Origin of the sequence: Flavobacterium sp. N502536, assembly GCF_025947345.1 — a bacterium.
Lineage (GTDB): Bacteria > Bacteroidota > Bacteroidia > Flavobacteriales > Flavobacteriaceae > Flavobacterium.
On sequence record NZ_CP110011.1, the window covers coordinates 3,886,406 to 3,903,675 of the forward strand.

At 36.2% G+C, this 17,270-nt stretch carries 14 protein-coding genes; 12 read left to right on the forward strand and 2 right to left on the reverse strand.

Annotated features, from left to right (window positions below):
* Positions 1 to 26: 26 nt before the first annotated feature.
* From clpB to OLM61_RS16460, 11 genes are all read left to right on the forward strand, one after another.
* Positions 27 to 2,630 carry an ATP-dependent chaperone ClpB gene (gene clpB / locus OLM61_RS16410; RefSeq protein WP_264523687.1) on the forward strand — a complete coding sequence of 868 codons (2,604 nt, stop codon included), beginning with the start codon at positions 27 to 29 and terminating at the stop codon, positions 2,628 to 2,630.
* A 150-nt stretch (positions 2,631 to 2,780) separates the two neighbouring features.
* Positions 2,781 to 3,275: a T9SS type A sorting domain-containing protein gene (locus OLM61_RS16415; RefSeq protein WP_264523688.1), complete on the forward strand. Its 495-nt coding sequence runs from the start codon at positions 2,781 to 2,783 to the stop codon at positions 3,273 to 3,275.
* A 22-nt stretch (positions 3,276 to 3,297) separates the two neighbouring features.
* Entirely contained in the window at positions 3,298 to 4,335 is a 1,038-nt protein-coding gene (locus OLM61_RS16420) for a hypothetical protein (protein WP_264523689.1), read from the forward strand.
* A 95-nt stretch (positions 4,336 to 4,430) separates the two neighbouring features.
* Entirely contained in the window at positions 4,431 to 5,474 is a 1,044-nt protein-coding gene (locus tag OLM61_RS16425) for a hypothetical protein (RefSeq protein ID WP_264523690.1), read from the forward strand.
* Between the two features lie 440 nt (positions 5,475 to 5,914).
* Positions 5,915 to 6,805 carry a DUF808 domain-containing protein gene (locus OLM61_RS16430; RefSeq protein WP_264523691.1) on the forward strand — a complete coding sequence of 297 codons (891 nt, stop codon included), beginning with the start codon at positions 5,915 to 5,917 and terminating at the stop codon, positions 6,803 to 6,805.
* Positions 6,806 to 7,241: 436 nt separating this feature from the next.
* Positions 7,242 to 7,877 (forward strand): Ig-like domain-containing protein, encoded by a 636-nt coding sequence (locus OLM61_RS16435; RefSeq protein ID WP_264523692.1) that lies wholly within the window; start codon positions 7,242 to 7,244, stop codon positions 7,875 to 7,877.
* A gap of 16 nt (positions 7,878 to 7,893) precedes the next feature.
* Positions 7,894 to 9,231 (forward strand): hypothetical protein, encoded by a 1,338-nt coding sequence (locus OLM61_RS16440; RefSeq protein WP_264523693.1) that lies wholly within the window; start codon positions 7,894 to 7,896, stop codon positions 9,229 to 9,231.
* A gap of 32 nt (positions 9,232 to 9,263) precedes the next feature.
* Positions 9,264 to 10,364 carry a T9SS type B sorting domain-containing protein gene (locus OLM61_RS16445; protein WP_264523694.1) on the forward strand — a complete coding sequence of 367 codons (1,101 nt, stop codon included), beginning with the start codon at positions 9,264 to 9,266 and terminating at the stop codon, positions 10,362 to 10,364.
* Between the two features lie 333 nt (positions 10,365 to 10,697).
* On the forward strand, positions 10,698 to 11,111 hold the full coding sequence (locus OLM61_RS16450; RefSeq protein ID WP_264523695.1) for a hypothetical protein: 414 nt from the start codon (positions 10,698 to 10,700) through the stop codon (positions 11,109 to 11,111).
* Between the two features lie 153 nt (positions 11,112 to 11,264).
* Complete coding sequence (locus OLM61_RS16455) at positions 11,265 to 11,510, forward strand: hypothetical protein (protein WP_264523696.1); 246 nt, start codon at positions 11,265 to 11,267, stop codon at positions 11,508 to 11,510.
* A 163-nt stretch (positions 11,511 to 11,673) separates the two neighbouring features.
* Positions 11,674 to 12,561, forward strand: coding sequence for a carbon-nitrogen hydrolase (locus tag OLM61_RS16460; protein WP_264523697.1), 888 nt, complete (start codon positions 11,674 to 11,676; stop codon positions 12,559 to 12,561).
* Between the two features lie 367 nt (positions 12,562 to 12,928).
* On the opposite strand, the gene OLM61_RS16465 is transcribed toward OLM61_RS16460, so the two are convergent.
* Together OLM61_RS16465 and OLM61_RS16470 are read right to left on the reverse strand one after the other, a co-directional pair.
* Entirely contained in the window at positions 12,929 to 14,200 is a 1,272-nt protein-coding gene (locus tag OLM61_RS16465) for an OmpA family protein (protein WP_264523698.1), read from the reverse strand.
* Between the two features lie 217 nt (positions 14,201 to 14,417).
* The gene (locus OLM61_RS16470; protein ID WP_264523699.1) at positions 14,418 to 15,938 is read right to left on the reverse strand and encodes a choice-of-anchor I family protein; all 1,521 of its coding nucleotides are present in this window, start codon (positions 15,936 to 15,938) and stop codon (positions 14,418 to 14,420) included.
* Between the two features lie 180 nt (positions 15,939 to 16,118).
* Here OLM61_RS16470 and OLM61_RS16475 point away from each other — a divergent pair, with 180 nt between their 5' ends.
* Complete coding sequence (locus OLM61_RS16475) at positions 16,119 to 17,159, forward strand: agmatine/peptidylarginine deiminase (protein WP_264523700.1); 1,041 nt, start codon at positions 16,119 to 16,121, stop codon at positions 17,157 to 17,159.
* The last annotated feature ends 111 nt before the right edge of the window (positions 17,160 to 17,270 follow it).

Consider the following 17,270-nt stretch of genomic DNA (forward strand, 5'->3'; position numbering starts at 1 on the left):
AGTAATCAATCCTAAATCGTATACATATGAACATAAATAAATTTACAATTAAAGCGCAGGAAGCCATTCAGCTGTCACAGCAATTGGCCCAACGCAACGGACAGCAGCAGATAGAAAACGAACACATTTTTAAAGCTATTTTTGAAGTAGATGAAAACGTCGCTCCGTTTATTTTGAAGAAACTAAATGTAAATGTTCCGTTGTTTTTACAAATATTAGACAGTACAATTCAAAGCTTTCCAAAAGTTTCAGGAGGCGATATATTGCTTTCCAGAGACGCAAACAAAACACTAAATGAAGCGGAAATCATTGCTCAAAAAATGAACGATGAATATGTTTCTATCGAACATTTAATTTTAGCAATTTTCGATTCAAAAAGCAAAGTTTCTCAGATTTTAAAAGATCAGGGTGTTACAGGAAAAGGCCTTAAAGCGGCCATTGAAGAACTTCGTAAAGGCGAAAGAGTAACATCGGCTTCAGCTGAGGAAACGTATAATTCATTAAACAAATACGCTAAAAATCTAAACGAACTGGCCCGTACCGGAAAATTAGATCCTGTTATTGGCCGTGATGAAGAAATTCGTCGTGTATTGCAGATTTTAACGCGAAGAACAAAAAACAACCCTATGTTAATCGGTGAACCCGGAGTTGGTAAAACGGCTATTGCAGAGGGATTGGCACACAGAATTGTGGATGGTGATGTACCGGAAAACTTAAAAGATAAGATCGTTTTTTCATTGGATATGGGAGCATTGATTGCCGGTGCTAAATTTAAAGGAGAATTCGAAGAGCGTTTAAAAGCGGTGGTAAAAGAAGTTACCGCTGCAGAAGGTGATATCGTTTTATTTATTGACGAAATTCACACACTTGTAGGTGCAGGTGGAGGAGAAGGTGCAATGGATGCAGCCAATATTTTAAAACCGGCTTTAGCCCGTGGAGAGCTTAGAGCAATTGGTGCAACGACTTTGGATGAATATCAAAAGTATTTTGAAAAAGACAAAGCGCTGGAACGCCGTTTCCAAAAGATCTTAATTGATGAACCTGATACCGAAAGTGCTATTTCGATCTTACGTGGTATTAAAGAAAAGTACGAAACGCATCATAAAGTTCAAATTAAAGACGAGGCAATTATTGCTGCGGTTGAACTGTCGCAACGCTACATAACCAATCGTTTTTTACCGGACAAAGCCATTGATTTGATGGATGAAGCAGCTTCGAAATTGCGTATGGAAATCAATTCAAAACCGGAAGAGTTGGACGTTTTAGATCGTAAGATCATGCAGTTGGAAATTGAGATTGAAGCGATTAAACGTGAAAAAGAAGAAAGCAAACTGAAAATCCTGCGCATGGATTTGGCGAACTTAAAAGAAGAACGCAACGAAATTTATGCAAAATGGAAATCAGAAAAAGATGTTGTGGACGGAATCCAGGCTGTAAAATTGGAATTAGAAGACTTTAAGTACGAAGCAGAACGTGCAGAACGTGATGGTGACTACGGAAAAGTAGCTGAAATTCGTTACGGAAAAGTAAAAGAAGCGCAAGGACGTCTGGAGGTTTTACAAAAACAATTGCAGGAATATCAGTCTGGTAATTCTTTGATTAAAGAAGAGGTAACCCGTGAAGATATTGCCGAAGTAGTAGCCAAATGGACTGGAATTCCAGTCATGAAAATGCTTCAGACAGAAAGAGAAAAGTTATTGCATCTGGAAGACGAATTACACAGACGTGTAGTGGGGCAGGAAGAAGCGATTGAAGCGGTAAGTGATGCCGTACGCAGAAGCCGTGCCGGTTTACAGGACATGAAGAAACCCGTTGGAACGTTCTTATTTTTAGGAACTACAGGTGTTGGTAAAACAGAGTTGGCAAAGGCTTTGGCGGAGTATCTTTTTGACGATGAAAATGCCATGACACGTATTGATATGAGTGAGTACCAGGAACGTCACAGTGTGAGCCGTTTAGTGGGTGCGCCTCCGGGATATGTGGGTTATGACGAAGGTGGTCAGTTGACCGAAGCGGTTCGTAGAAAACCTTATTCTGTAATCTTGTTAGACGAGATTGAAAAAGCACATCCCGATACGTTTAACATCCTGCTTCAGGTTTTAGACGAAGGTCGTTTAACAGATAACAAAGGCCGTTTGGCCGATTTTAAAAACACCATTATCATCATGACTTCTAATATGGGAAGTCAGATTATACAAGATAAGTTCGAAAATTTAAAAGGAAGTATCGAATCAGCGACGGAGGCTGCAAAAGTGGAAGTGTTAGGCTTGCTGAAACAAACCGTTCGTCCTGAATTTATCAACCGTATTGATGAGATTGTGATGTTTACGCCTCTAACAGTAGATAATATTTCTAAAATTGTAAGTCTACAGTTGAAGAGCGTTACAAAGATGTTGGCCCTGCAAGGCATTACAATGGATGCAACGCCGGAAGCTATCGCTTATTTATCAGACAAAGGTTATGACCCTCAGTTTGGCGCAAGGCCGGTAAAACGTGTGGTTCAAAGAGAAGTATTGAATCAGCTGTCAAAAGAGATTTTGGCCGGAAACATAACCACCGACAGTATCATTTTATTAGATGCTTTTGACGGGCAATTGGTTTTCAGGAACCAAACCCATAAGGAAGAATAATGAATAACAGCGAGATGTCGTACATCTTTACTATTTCAAAAAGACACCAGCCGAAACGCTGGTGTTTTTTTTTATGCAATCTCTTCTTAGTACTAATATTCTGTATAAGAATTGTTATATATTTGGATAACTAATCAGAAAATCAATGATATGAAAGAAAATCTACGCACTTTTTTAATTTTATTTATTACAGGCATTTCATTTGTAACCAATGGCTATTCGCAACAGAGTGTAGTCGTTTCGGGTGGAAATGCGACCGGGAGCGGAGGCAGCTCGAGTTACTCCGTAGGACAGATCGCCTACACAAGTTTACCCGGAGGAGCTAACGGCTTTGTTTTGCAAGGTGTTCAGCAGGCTTATGAAATAATCAGCCTGGGGAATGACGAATTTAAAGATATTACTCTTGCAATGACCGCTTATCCCAACCCAACTGTTGATGTACTTAGTTTGGCTGTTGCTACAAACGAATGGAATGATTTATCGTGCCAATTGTTTGACAGCACCGGAAAAATGGTATCCAAGAACTTAGAAGTTACCAACCCTGAGACGAGCGTATCCTTGCAAGGGTTAAATAGCGGCATTTATTTTCTGACTGTAAGCAATAGCGGTAAAACGATAAAAACGTTTAAAATCATAAAAAAATAACTCTCTAACAGCAGAAAAATATATGAAAAAAATTACTCTGGTATTACTTTTATTGAGCTCTTTTACCATTTTATTTGCGCAGGCTCCGCAAAAAATGAGCTACCAATCCGTTATTCGCAAAGCTGACGGTACATTGGTTGCCGGTACTTTAGTGAGTATCAAAACAAGTATTTTGGCAGGCTCCGCAAGTGGTACAGCTTCTTATGTCGAGACACAAACTACAACGACAAACAGTAATGGATTAGCAACTATAGAAATAGGAGGCGGAGCAGCTGTTACCGGAACTTTTGCAGGAATAAATTGGGGTGCGGGATTCCATTTTATCAAGACCGAAATCGATCCAACAGGAGGAAGTAATTACACCATTAGCGGTACAAGTCAGCTGTTAAGCGTGCCTTATGCCTTGTATGCGGGAAGCAGTCAAAGCAAAGGAAAGACAAGTTTAATAATAGCAGGTGACATTACAGATGCACAGGCGGCAGCGCAAATAGCGGCGGAGTTCGGACCTGAAACAGAAAATATTTACGTTATGAATACCACAAATTTGACAACTTTGGACTTAAGTGCTGTAAAAAGGCTGGTAGACTTAAGTATAAAAAGTAACTCAAGTTTAGTTAATGTAACTTTGGGCAACCTTGCGGAAGTTTATAATGAATTATATGTAGAAGGCAATGCAAAATTAGCCTCTATTTCGTTTCCCGTTTTAAAAACAGTACTTGCTTCTGAAATTTATTTTTCCGGAAATACCTCATTACAATCTGTTTCTTTTCCTTTATTGACTAAAACTAAAACGATTTACATCAGTGGCAATCCGTTTCTTTCTTACGTTGATTTACCGGTTTTTTCTTCATTTTATAGTAATCAGTACAGTTTTCAAGTGAGTAGAAATGCACTTCCAAGTTATCATATTAATTCGCTTTTAAGTAAACTGCTAAATGTTACCCCTGCAAGTGGAAAGTTTATTGATTTGTCAGGTCAGACCCCACCAGCTCCACCTACCGGACAAGGGATTATCGATAAAGCAACTATAAAATTGAACAATAGCATTTCAACCGATTAAATTTAGCATTAATCCTTTTTTGCCAGCAATTACATGGCAAGACAATAAAAAAGGTTTGAAATCATAAAGAAAACCCTCTAACAACAGAAAAACAGATGAAAAAAATTACTCTGGCCTTACTATTATTGAGCTCGTTTACCATTTTATTTGCGCAGGCTCCGCAAAAAATGAGCTACCAATCGGTTATTCGTAAAACTGATGGTACATTGGTTGCCGGTACTTTAGTGAGTATCAAAACCAGTATTTTGGCAGGTTCAGCAAGCGGTACGGCTTCTTATGTAGAAACACAAAGTACAGCGACAAACAGTAATGGATTGGCAACTATAGAAATAGGAGCAGGGACAGCTGTTACCGGAACTTTTGCGGGAATAAATTGGGGTACAGGATCACACTTTATCAAGACCGAGATCGATCCAACAGGAGGAAGCAACTACACCATTAGCGGTACAAGTCAGCTGTTGAGTGTACCTTATGCCTTGTATGCGGGGAGCAGTCAGAACAAAGGGAAACCAAGTATTGTTATAACCGGCGATGTCACAGATGCGCAGGCAGCAGCACAAATAACCGCTGAGTTAGGAGCTTACACAGAAAATATTTATGTAACCAGTACAACGAACTTAACGACTTTGGATCTAAGTGTAATAAAGAATTTAATAAATTTGAAAATCCAGAATAATTTAAAGCTAGTGAATGTGAATTTAAGTAACCTTGCTGAAGTATATAATGATTTGGATGTGGCGAATAACGAAAAGCTTACTTCAATTGCGTTTCCTCTTTTGAAAACATTACAAGCCTACGACACCGGTATTTTGAATAATCCTTCTTTAACCTCAATTTCATTTCCTTTGTTGACTTCATGTAAAGGACTGTATTTTAGCAACAATGCGATTCTTACTTCGATTCAGTTGCCTGTATTGTCTTCGATTATGGACAAAGGCGGATTGTCTCTTGATTTTTCTAAAAATGCACTTCCCAGTTCTGAAGTTAATTTGTTGTTAAGCAGATTTTTAAATATTTCTCCTCTTTCGAAAAACTCCTTCCTATTGCACGACCAAAATCCGCCGGCTCCACCTACCGGACAAGGAATCATAGATAAAGCAACTTTAATAAGCAGAGGCAACAATGTTGCGACCGATTAATGAACTTATTCTTAAAAAAATAGTTAAAAGACACCAGCAGAAATGTTGGTGTTTTTTGTTTAGACACAGACTTGTAATGCCATAAATGATATAAATTTTTCTGAAAGTAATATAAAATAGTTTGAAATAAAGTTATGACCTTTAGAGTAGTGATTTGAAAATCAATTCAAAAGACAAACAACTTTAAATAAAATACCATGAACAATATTTTTAGAGGATTAATAGCAGGTTACGGTGCGAAAAAATTAGGAGGAGGCTGTTTTGGAACTATTTTCGTTTTTATCATTATTTGGGTGCTTTTAGGGCAATGCAGTTAATTTTTAGATAGAAAAATTAGCAAAAAAGTCTTAGATTCGCGGCAGTAAACAACCAGAACCGCCAATTGAACCGGATCTTTAAAACCAGTTAATTAAGCGATTCTTAAAAACAAAATAAGTATAATGGCATCAGGTTTTTTCGTACTATTAGATGATATCGCAGCAATTATGGATGATGTTGCAGTAATGAGTAAAGTTGCAGCAAAAAAAACAGCAGGTATTTTAGGTGATGATTTGGCTGTAAATGCTGAGAAAGCTTCGGGATTTGCATCCTCAAGAGAGCTTCCGGTATTATGGGCAATCAGCAAAGGTTCTTTATTGAATAAAGTAATTATTTTACCCATTGCTTTTTTATTGAGTGCTTTTCTTCCAGTCGCGATCATTGTAATTCTGGTACTTGGAGGACTCTTTTTAGCTTATGAAGGAGCAGAGAAAATCTACGAATTTATATTCCCGCATCAACACGAAGAATCGGCAGGAATTACGGAAGAAACGTTTACAGAAGAAGAAATTTTAGAAGCTGAAAAAGGAAAAATAAAATCGGCGATTGTTACTGATTTTATTTTATCTGTAGAAATTGTGATTATTGCTTTGGGTACTGTAATCGGTCAGCCGCTTGGTCAGCAAATCATTGTAACTTCAATAATTGCTTTGATTGCAACCGTTGGTGTTTATGGTATTGTTGCGCTGATTGTCAGAATGGATGAAGCGGGTTACAAGCTAATTAAATTTAGTAAAAAAGAAAAAAGTATATCAAAATTTATTGGAAACATATTGGTGAAAGCATTACCTATGGTCATCAAAAGTCTGACGGTAATAGGTACAATCGCTTTAATTTTAGTAGCGGGTGGTATCTTTGTACATTATATTCCGTTTTTTCACCATTTAACGCCTAAGATTAATTTACCTTCAATCGTAAAGGAATTTGTTATTGGTCTTGCTTTAGGATTTGTGGTTTTAGCAATTGTAAATCTGATCAAAAAGATACTTCCGAAAAAGTCTGCTCAAGCATAAATTCATAATAATAGAATCAAAGAGAACACCGGCCTTAGTGCCGGTGTTTTTTTTTGGATCATTTTCAGGTGGTTGTTCGGTGTTTTATTACTTCATATTTACAGGTTGATAGCACGAAATAAGACTCGGTTTTGGTAGTAAAATAAGGACTATGAAGTAGAATCGTTTTGTATGTTAAATTAAATTTGAAAGAAAATAAATGTTAATTTTAACATTTGCAAGATAAGAGTTAAGGTTTTTTTTATATTTTAGCAAAATTGAAGAAAGTAGGAATCGTTTTTTCGGAATAAACGGAATGTTATAAAGTGAAGTAAAAAAATGGTAGTTGGAAGATTTTTTAATGGAGGATATGAACTTTAGTCGCTTTTTTGTTTGTTTTTCTTTTTTTCGTGAAAAGAGAAGTATTTTATTTTTTTTTACTGTTTTTTTTGAAATTATGCATGCACAATGTGTGCCTACATTTACAGATCCCAATTTGTACAATCCGGTTTGTTCTTTTCAATGGCTTACCTACCCATCAGGAGGACAGGTTAGAATTAATTTATCTCCTTTAACTTTCAATAATACCTATACATTTACAACTGTTGGGGAATCGTCAGAAGATACTTTTCTGGCTTTGTATGATAGTTCCGGTGCATTGTTAGCCTCTAATGATGATGCATCTGATTGCATAAATTGTAAGCAATCAACAATTCAGTTTAATTCACAGTCTTTTTATTCAGGAACTTATATAATCTTATCAAAAAGTGGATGTCGCGATTTAAATAATCCAAATATCAGATTTAATGTAATAAACAATTATGATCCTCCACCTAGAATAATAGAGCCTGTAGTTCCATTCTATCCCTGTATAGGTCAAAGCGTTCAGCTAAAAGCATCTGCTATTGTTTTACCACCAAAACCCTGGTCCAGCTCTGATCCGGATATTGCAACAGTTGATCCCGAAACCGGAGAGGTGAAATTTTTAAAAGAAGGTATAGTGAAGATTAAATTGCTGGGAAATTTAACCTGTGAAACCATAAGAACTTATAACATAATAAATACGCAGACTTCTGCAATTACTCATGATTAAAATTTTGACGCATAAAATGGTACAAAAAATAGGGGTGGTAGCGGCGATATTTTTTTGCTCGTCCATACAAGCTCAATTGACAACGCCTACTCAAAAGGTCTGTTTTGGAGCAAGTAAAAACTATTCAGTTGATTTAGCTGATGGTTTATCGGGAACTCCTGGTTCTACTTATAACTGGCGTGTTATTGAAGTAGAATTCTCTGGAGTTATCAGCAATCAGGGCACTAATTCAATTACTGTAGATTGGGGAACTACTCCGGTAGGTGAGTATCATTTAGGGGTAACCGAAACGAATACTTCGTGTCCGGGAACGGAAATTATTTTGACTGTAACCATAATGAGTCTGCCAACAGTTGTGGTTAACGATGCTGTGATTTGTGAAGGTTCGACGGCGTCTTTAAAAGCGACGGTAACCCCTGCAGATACAGGGAATGATTATGTGTATGAATGGACTACACCCTCTGGAGTAAATCCCGGTAATGTTTCAAGTATTAGTACTGCTGCAGCGGGCGATTATAGTGTAAAAGTGAAAAATTCTCTTGGATGTGTTAGTGCTGCTGCCAAAGGAACTGTTGTTGTAAACCCACTGCCATTGGCAGTAATTACTCCCGCAGGACCTACTACTTTCTGTTTTGGTGAAAATGTGGTATTAAATGCAAATGTTGGATCTGATCTAAAATATCAATGGAAAAAGAAAGGCGTAGCTATTATTGGTGCAATAAACAGCTCTTATATCGCAACAGAAAGCTCCGATTATAGTGTACAAATTACAAATGGAAATAATTGTGTAAAAACGTCAGCAGCAGTTACTGTTAAGGTTAATCCTCTTCCTATAGCCGAGATAACAACTTTATTGGGAGAATTTTTAGAGTTTTGTGAAGGAGGCAGCGTGACCTTACATTCAAAGATAAAAGGAAACTTATCCTATGAATGGAAAAACAGTAATAATGTTATCGTTGGGACTTCCTCTTCTTATAAAGCAACCGAGAGTTCCGATTATACACTTAAGGTTACAGATCTAAATAGTTGTTCAAACACTTCAAAACCTATCTCAGTTTTGGTACACCCATTGCCCGATGCCTCCATAACAGTTGTTGGGGCGACCACATTTTGTGATGGTGACACTGTAATTTTAAAAACAATTAGAAAACCCGGACTGTCCTATCAATGGCGACAAAATAATATTGATATAGCTGGTGCAAACGGTAGTTCTTATACGGCAACTGAAAGTGCTGATTATACGGTAACGGTTACCGATAATAATTTTAGGACAAATTGTTCAAAAACATCACCATCTCCGGTTAAGGTTGTTAAAAAGTTATTACCCGTTACCGGTACTATTTCTCACGATTAGCTATTATTTAAAAAAGCTGCAAAAAAATATAAATGATGCGAAGAGTATTCAAATCGAGACCAAACGATTCCTTTTGTCCTAAGATCGTATTTGTCTTGTTCCTGGTTTTTGTTTCTTTTTCTTCTTGGGGGCAACAGATAATTTGTTTTGGCAGTGTTAACCATTATGGAGTCGACAGATCTGAGAATTTAGGTTTAGGAACGGTAGGTTCTGTGTATAATTGGATCGTTAAGGATTCACGTTTTGTTGGAAAAATACTAAAGCCTTATAAGGACAGAACGAATGAGATTACGATAGAATGGGGAGATACCCCACCCGGAGATTACCTTTTAGAGGTAAGTGAGGAGAATAATTATTGTACGAGTTTGAGCCAGATACTTTTAATCAAAGTTCTTCCTTTGCCATTTACCAATTTGGGAGATCAATATCTTTGCGTTGATCCTATTACAAATCAGGTACTGAAGCCGACTTTGATTGATACAAAATTATCAAAGGCATTGTATCAATTTAAATGGAAATGTGATGGAGTAACATTACCGGATATTGGTTCCAGAATTATGGCTGGTAAAACCGGAACGTATACGGTTGAAGTAACAGATCAGTTAACCGGTTGTGTGGCCAATGATAAGTCAGTTGTTGGTAAATCTTCCTCAGCTATTGCATCGGTAAAAGTGAAGAATATTTTTTTTGACATTCAGGAGATTATTATTTCAGTTACAAATGGTATCGGAAATTATGAATTTTCTATAGATGGAACTACTTTTCAGGATAACCCTTCTTTTTCGGTGTCTAAATCCGGGGTTTATCAGGTTACTATTCGCGATAAAAATGGTTGCAATCAGGTCTATTTAACGGCGCATGTCATTAAATATCCTAAATTTTTTACGCCTAACAATGATGGTTTTAATGATGTATGGATGATAGAAGATCTATTACCTTCAATGAAACCTAAAATTAGTATTTTCGATCGATATGGAAAATTATTAAGAAGTATAGATACCATTGGAGAAGGTTGGGATGGAGAATATAATGGCATTGCAGTACCAGCTGATGATTACTGGTTTTTGATAGAGTATACCAATAGCGATGGAAATTCAGATTTATTTCGAGCACATTTTGCTTTAAAAAGATAATCGTTTTAGAAGTATTTGTACGGAACATCGGCCTTAGTGCGGGTGTTTTTTTTGAGGGAAATAAGAGTCATTTTCGGGTAGATAGTGAGCGTTTTTGCCGCTGTATTTTTTTGTTTCCTTCAGTAGAAAATTGAATGTTGTTTCTGGCCGATATTACGAAATAAGATTGCGTTTTGATATAAAATAAGGGGAGTTGCTCTGTTTTTTTTGATGTGATAAGTTTGTGGTTTATAGTTGTTTAATGTTTTTGAGTAAACATTTAACATTTTAATAAAGCAACCAAAGCAAGTCTTCGACATCTTCATAGTAATTAACAATTAATTATTATTTTATATGAAAAGTTTTAAATTTAAATCAGTTTTTGTAGTATTATTTTTAGCAATAGCATTAATCTCTTGCAGCAATGATGATGATGCACCAAGTATACCAGAATCAATTACGAAGGTTGCTTTGGTAACAGAAGTAAAAGGTCCTGCGACGGGAAAGGTGAACGAAGAATTAAGTTATGATGTAACTTTTGTTGTAGATAACGCTTGTGGGGAATTTAGTAAAATTAGCGACGTAACGATTGGCGGAGTAAAAGGATTACAAGTCGAAGCCAAATATCCAACAGGACCATGCACGACACAGGTTCCGGATCCTAAAAAGACGGTTTTCAAGTATAAAGCGACAACCAAAGGAACTTTCGAAATCAAATTCAAAAAATCGGAAACGGAATTCATAACGACAAAAGTGGTTATTGAGTAAATGGACTTTTGATAAACAAGAGTTAGCTTATTAAACCATTTTGCAGATATGTTAAACCATTTGCAAAATGGTTTTTTACGAAAGTTGAAAATAAGTAACTAATTAAAAAACGGCTCAAAATAACTATCTTTAGGTCAGTAAAAGATTGTAAGTATGGAAGCTTTAGAGTTAAGAAATAGTGTTTTAGAATATATAAATGTTGCAGATGAACGTCTTCTAAAAGTTATTAAAGCAGTTATTGAAAGTTATCAGGAGGAAGAAATAGTTGCTTTCTCAATTGAAGGAAAACCAATTACAAGAAGTACTTATAAGGCTGAATTAGCTAATGCAAAATTAGAAATTCAAAAAGGAGAATTTATTTCTCAGGATGATTTAGAAAGAGAATCTGAGAATTGGTAGATAAAGAAGTTGTTTACATTGCCGACTATTTTCAACAAAACGGAATGCTGTAAAACAGATATAAAAGAGCGGAATAGGCTCTTTTTTTTATAGTATTAAGTAAACAACACACACTTTGCCATTCCTCTAAAAATTACTATTTTTGCACTCTAAATTTTATGTCATGCCGAAAAGAAAGTATAAAATCGCCGTAATTCAGTTAAATCTGAATGATGTTGCCGAGAATAATCTTAAAAAATGTATCAGCTGGGTAAAAGATGCTGCCAATAAGGGAGCTGAAGTAATCCTGCTGCCTGAATTGTATAGCAGTCATTATTTTTGCCAAAGCGAAGATGTAGATAATTTTGCTTTAGCCGAACCACTTTACAGTACTTCGTTTATTGCTTTTAGTGCTCTGGCAAAAGAATTAGGAGTGGTAATTATTGTTCCTTTCTTCGAAAAAAGAATGGCAGGAATTTACCATAACAGTGCTTATATCATTGATACTGATGGAACAGAAGCTGGTTTATACCGTAAAATGCACATTCCGGACGATCCGCATTTCTATGAAAAATTCTATTTCACTCCGGGTGATTTAGGTTTTCAGGCGATCGAAACTAAAAAAGGAAAAGTTGGTACTTTAATCTGCTGGGATCAATGGTATCCGGAAGCAGCACGTATTACTGCCTTAAAAGGAGCTGAGGTTTTATTTTACCCAACAGCAATTGGATGGCATCCAAAAGAAAAAGAAGAATACGGAGACAATCAATATGGAGCATGGATGAACGTAATGAAAGGTCATGCCGTTGCTAACGGAGTTTTTGTTGCCGCTGCCAACCGTATCGGATTAGAAAAATATATTGAAGGAACTGAAGGAATTCAGTTTTGGGGAGCCTCGTTTATTGCAGGACCTCAGGGTGAGATTTTAGCTCAGGCTTCTCACGATCAGGAAGAAATTTTAATTGCAGAAGTTGATTTGGATCTACAGGAAAATGTACGTCAGAACTGGCCATTTTTCAGAGACAGAAGAATTGATGCTTTTGGAGATATTAACAAAAGAGCGATTGATTAATAAGTAAAAAATACCTTTATATAAAGGCAAAGAAGTAGAGGCTGTTTAATTTTAAACAGCCTCTTTTGTTTTTTTAGCAGAGACAAGATTGGTTTAAATTTTAGCTTCAATTCGACGCAGATAAAACGGATTTACTTCGTAAAAACACGGATAGACACAGATTTTTTTCTCTTTTAATGAGTTTACAATTTTTAAGATCTGTTTTTATCCGCGTTTTCGTGATAGCGAATCCGTTTTATCTGCGTTGAAGTAAGATGTAGAATGTTAAAACCGCTTTCTGGACTTTAATTCAAATCTTAGGTATTTATATGCAAAAGAGACTGTTTAAATTTTTAAACAGTCTCTTTTTATACTAGCTTAGAATTGTTTATTTCACCTGGAAAGTAACTCTTCTTACGATTTGACGTGCTTCTTTAGATTTTTTGTTCACAGAAGTATCTTCACCGTTAGCAACTACATTTAATCTTGAAGCATCAATTCCTGCATTAGTTGCGATTTTTTTCACAGCTTCAGCTCTTTTTCTTGATAATTCAGTATTGTAACTAGAGTTTCCAATTTCATCTGCATATCCAATAATATCTGCTGATTTACCAGGATTGTTTTTCAGGTATTTCACTAAGAAATCAACACCAGATAGAGAAGTATTGGTTGGTTTTGAAGAGTTGAAATCAAAGTATACGTTTACATATCCTCCGTTAATTAATTCTTCAACCGTTTTGTTTGTTGGAGCTGCTGCCTCGCTACCTTTTTTAGCATACGTTTTGTCTAAATAGCTTTCTAATTCATCCGGAACACCATTTTGATTGGTATCTATAGATTGACCTTTTGTATTTACGGCAACTCCAGAGATTGTATTAGGTTCTAAATCATACAAATCGGCAACACCATCTTTATCAGTATCAATAAGATTAGTCTCAATAGTAGTAACTCGGTCTTCTAACTTGTTTAATCTTTCATTGTCTTCAGAATACCAGTCAGCATGTTTTTGGTTTTTACCTAAGTAAAAAGTCAAACCAACAGAAGCGTTTAACATTACACCATCTAATGAACCGGTAGCTGGGACTCCTTTTCCATCAAAATTGTGATTTTGTCTTCCGTTAACAATACCTGTAAGGTCTCCCGTTAAAGCAATTCTGTTGCTTAATTTAACTTGACCTGTTAAACCCATAATTCCATGAGCCATGTAATCTTTACCGTCAAAACCTTTATCGCTGCTTAATTGCGAAACACCAAAACCTCCATGTGCCAATAAGCCGAAAGTGTTAGTCCAGGTTTCAAAGTTTAAAGCTCTTCCAAGGTTAATAACCCCTTGTAAACTTGCTCTGTAATATTTGCTGTCAAATTCTGGGGTGTCTTTGCGTTCCTTAAATTGATCGTATCCAACATCCAGTTTCAAACCAAACTTAGGATTAAACATGTATCTTACCCCTAAATCTGCGTGAAACGGACTAACTGATTCTGTTGAATAACCCGGTGTCATTGCTCTCATAGGCTTATTTAAACCACCATTCAATTCTATAGACCATTTATTGTAAGCAGGTTTGTCAATTGAAGACTGTGTCGATGTCGTTGCTGCGTTTTGTGCGCTGGCAGCGATTGATAGTAGTAAAAGTGATACTGAAGCTAATTTCTTTTTCATGATATCCAAATTTTAATTTAATATAATTAGTGAGTCTTAATCTTTAAACTCATGACAAAATTATACTACCAGATTTAGATAGTGTTCTATTTGCTCTTACATAATTCCCATCTTTTGGGTTTTAATTATGTAAATACGTTAACAGAATCAAAATATTTGGGCAAAAAAGAGGGCAAAATTTAAATTTTGCCCTCTTTTGAATTTGTATATGTGAAAGTTATTTTAAATCTGGCTGGTATATTTTTACCGTTCCATCTCCCTCACTACTAACGACTAACAAACTTCTTTTTGTCGGACTTTTAGAAGCCGGAATAAAAAGTACCCCCTCAGGAGCATCGCCCGTTTTTACGGTTTGCAAATATTGCGGAGAAGTTGGGTTTGTTACATCATAAGTCATAAAAGCATCTGATCTTTCTAAACCTACAAACAGAATATTTTGAGAACCCATTTTGGCAACCACCACAGCTTCTGGCTCAGAACCCTTGTCGTCACTGCGTTTGTCATCGTAAGTTCCAAGTTCGTTTGTTTTTTTATCTACATCATTTTTACTGTCATAAACAATTTTTCCTGTGTTTCCGTTCCAGATCGAGAAAGAACGGGCTCCAAATGCTACCATTTCGTCAAGGTCACCGTCACCATCTGCATCGCCCATATCTGCGATAAGGTTTAGTCTTCCTAAATTAGTTTCCAGTTTTAAGGCAGCAGCATCGGGAAAGGCAGTTGCGTCCAGCTTCATGTCTTTCATTCTTTTTATATCGGTGTAAGCAGTATATTCACGGGCATCACCTTCGTTGGCAGTCACAAAATAAGGGACATTATTGGCTGAAAAGTGACTAATCGCATCTGGCATAAACATTCCTTTTACCTTCCATGGATTAAAAGCAATTTTATCGTCTTTATCACTTACATCGATAGCATTCTCAGCGGTATTGAAGTTTTTAAAACCTAAAGGATAGATCGCTGTGATGGTTTTTGAAGTTATATCTACTTTGGCAACACCATTATTTTCCTGCAAAGTAACCCAGGCCGTTTTAGAATCATCGGATATCGTGATGTATTCAGGTTCAATATCTTGAGCAAAACTCTTCGCAAATTTTGAAATTCTAAAGCCATCCTTTTTTAAAGTTTCAGCCTGACCGCTAAAAGAACTGAAATCTAAAGTCGTAACAGCATAAGTAGCGGTTTCAATAATAGAAATTGTTCCGTTTGGATCCTGCGAATAATCGGTATTAGGTTCTCCTTCATTGGCTGTCATAATGTATTTTCCGTCTGGCGAGAAAGTAATCATATCCGGTAATGCACCAACAGTAACTTGTTTGATAAGGCTGTAATCGCTGGTATTAAAAACCACAACCTTTCCATTTCCTTGCTTGTTTACTGTCGATTCTAAAGCAACGGCCAGTTTACCATCATAAACCGCAACACTATTAGAAGCGCCTTCGTATGGTGTTAAATCAATTTTACCAATTTTGGTTGGTTTTGTAGGATCGGAAATATCAATTACGTCAATTTGATTGGTTCCACTATTGTTTACTGTAAAAAGTCTTTTTGTTTTTTCGTCGTAGGCCGAAATTTCTGCAGCAGCTTCCCCGCCAATGGTTATAGAACCAATTTCTTTGAATGATCCCGGATTTTCATTTACTACGACTTCAGGTTCCTGATTGTTTGAAGTTTCATCATTATTACAGCTCGCCATTATAAATAAAGCAGCTAATAATGAAAGGCTTAAATTTTTCATTGTTGTGTTTTTTAGTTTTGCCAAATGTAATTAGCAGATGCTGGTCGTATATTAAGGCTCTATTATTTTATCTTTAACTTAAGCTGTCAATTGGATAATTATCTAATTATCCAATTATCACATTGTATAATTTTCACATTATCTCATTATCTTTGTGCACTTTCAAATTAGAACCTTTTTATGTCAACAAATAATAGAAGATTTCCAGCGGAATGGGAGAAACAACAAGGAATTGTATTGTGTTTTCCGCATAACGGAAACGACTGGCCGGGAAAATACGAAGCTGTTCAATGGGCTTTTGTAGAATTTATTAAAAAAGTAGCCACTTTTGAAACCGTTTTTTTGGTGGTAGCCGATGAAAAACTAAAAGAAAAAGTAGGCGAAATGCTGGAAAGAGCGCGCGTAAACGTAGCGAATGTTTCTTTCATTATTCATAAAACCAATAGAAGTTGGATGCGCGATTCCGGACCAATCATCGTTCAAAATGGTTCGAAAAGAGAAGCGTTGAATTTTAATTTTAACGGTTGGGCTAAATATAAAAATTACCAACTGGACAAATTTGTTCCTTCTAAAATAGCTGATTTTATTGATGTTCCGCTTACACAGGTAATGTACAAAGGAAAACCTGTAATTGTAGAAGGTGGTGCAATTGATGTAAACGGAAAAGGAACCTTACTGACTTCTGAAGAATGTTTGATGCATCCTACGATTCAGGTTCGAAATGAAAACTTCACCAAAGAAGATTACGAAGCTGTATTTAAGGAGTACCTGGGAGTTACCAATGTAATATGGTTAGGGGATGGAATAGAAGGAGATGATACACACGGACATATTGATGATTTATGCCGATTTGTGAACGAAGATACTATTGTAACCATTGTAGAAACAGATAAAAACGATTCCAATTATAAACCTTTACAGGACAATTTGAAACGTTTGCAAAATGCGAAATTGGAGGATGGGAAATCACCAACGATTGTAGCTTTGCCAATGCCGAAGCGTGTAGACTTCGAAACCTTAAGATTGCCGGCCAGTTATGCTAATTTCTTAATTCTGAATAACTGTGTTTTAGTTCCTACTTTTAACGACAGCAATGACCGTGTGGCTTTAAATATACTTTCAGAATGTTTTCCTGACAGAGAAGTGATCGGAATAAGTTGTATTGATTTTATCTGGGGATTCGGAACATTACACTGTTTGAGCCAGCAGATCCCGGCTTAATAGGGAGCACAGATGGAATGGATTTTCACAGAGTGTAAAAAATCATTTTTAATACTTTTCATCTGTGGCGGAAATAAACATAAAAAAACCTTGTTAGTTTTCTAACAAGGT

What these genes read in the sequence shown, in the direction of transcription:
- clpB (WP_264523687.1), top strand. Translation starts at nt 27, where the DNA reads ATGAACATAAATAAATTTACAATTAAAGCGCAGGAAGCCATTCAGCTG.
- OLM61_RS16415 (WP_264523688.1), top strand. Translation starts at nt 2,781, where the DNA reads ATGAAAGAAAATCTACGCACTTTTTTAATTTTATTTATTACAGGCATT.
- OLM61_RS16420 (WP_264523689.1), top strand. Translation starts at nt 3,298, where the DNA reads ATGAAAAAAATTACTCTGGTATTACTTTTATTGAGCTCTTTTACCATT.
- OLM61_RS16425 (WP_264523690.1), top strand. Translation starts at nt 4,431, where the DNA reads ATGAAAAAAATTACTCTGGCCTTACTATTATTGAGCTCGTTTACCATT.
- OLM61_RS16430 (WP_264523691.1), top strand. Translation starts at nt 5,915, where the DNA reads ATGGCATCAGGTTTTTTCGTACTATTAGATGATATCGCAGCAATTATG.
- OLM61_RS16435 (WP_264523692.1), top strand. Translation starts at nt 7,242, where the DNA reads ATGCATGCACAATGTGTGCCTACATTTACAGATCCCAATTTGTACAAT.
- OLM61_RS16440 (WP_264523693.1), top strand. Translation starts at nt 7,894, where the DNA reads ATGGTACAAAAAATAGGGGTGGTAGCGGCGATATTTTTTTGCTCGTCC.
- OLM61_RS16445 (WP_264523694.1), top strand. Translation starts at nt 9,264, where the DNA reads ATGATGCGAAGAGTATTCAAATCGAGACCAAACGATTCCTTTTGTCCT.
- OLM61_RS16450 (WP_264523695.1), top strand. Translation starts at nt 10,698, where the DNA reads ATGAAAAGTTTTAAATTTAAATCAGTTTTTGTAGTATTATTTTTAGCA.
- OLM61_RS16455 (WP_264523696.1), top strand. Translation starts at nt 11,265, where the DNA reads ATGGAAGCTTTAGAGTTAAGAAATAGTGTTTTAGAATATATAAATGTT.
- OLM61_RS16460 (WP_264523697.1), top strand. Translation starts at nt 11,674, where the DNA reads ATGCCGAAAAGAAAGTATAAAATCGCCGTAATTCAGTTAAATCTGAAT.
- OLM61_RS16465 (WP_264523698.1), bottom strand. Translation starts at nt 14,200, where the DNA reads ATGAAAAAGAAATTAGCTTCAGTATCACTTTTACTACTATCAATCGCT.
- OLM61_RS16470 (WP_264523699.1), bottom strand. Translation starts at nt 15,938, where the DNA reads ATGAAAAATTTAAGCCTTTCATTATTAGCTGCTTTATTTATAATGGCG.
- OLM61_RS16475 (WP_264523700.1), top strand. Translation starts at nt 16,119, where the DNA reads ATGTCAACAAATAATAGAAGATTTCCAGCGGAATGGGAGAAACAACAA.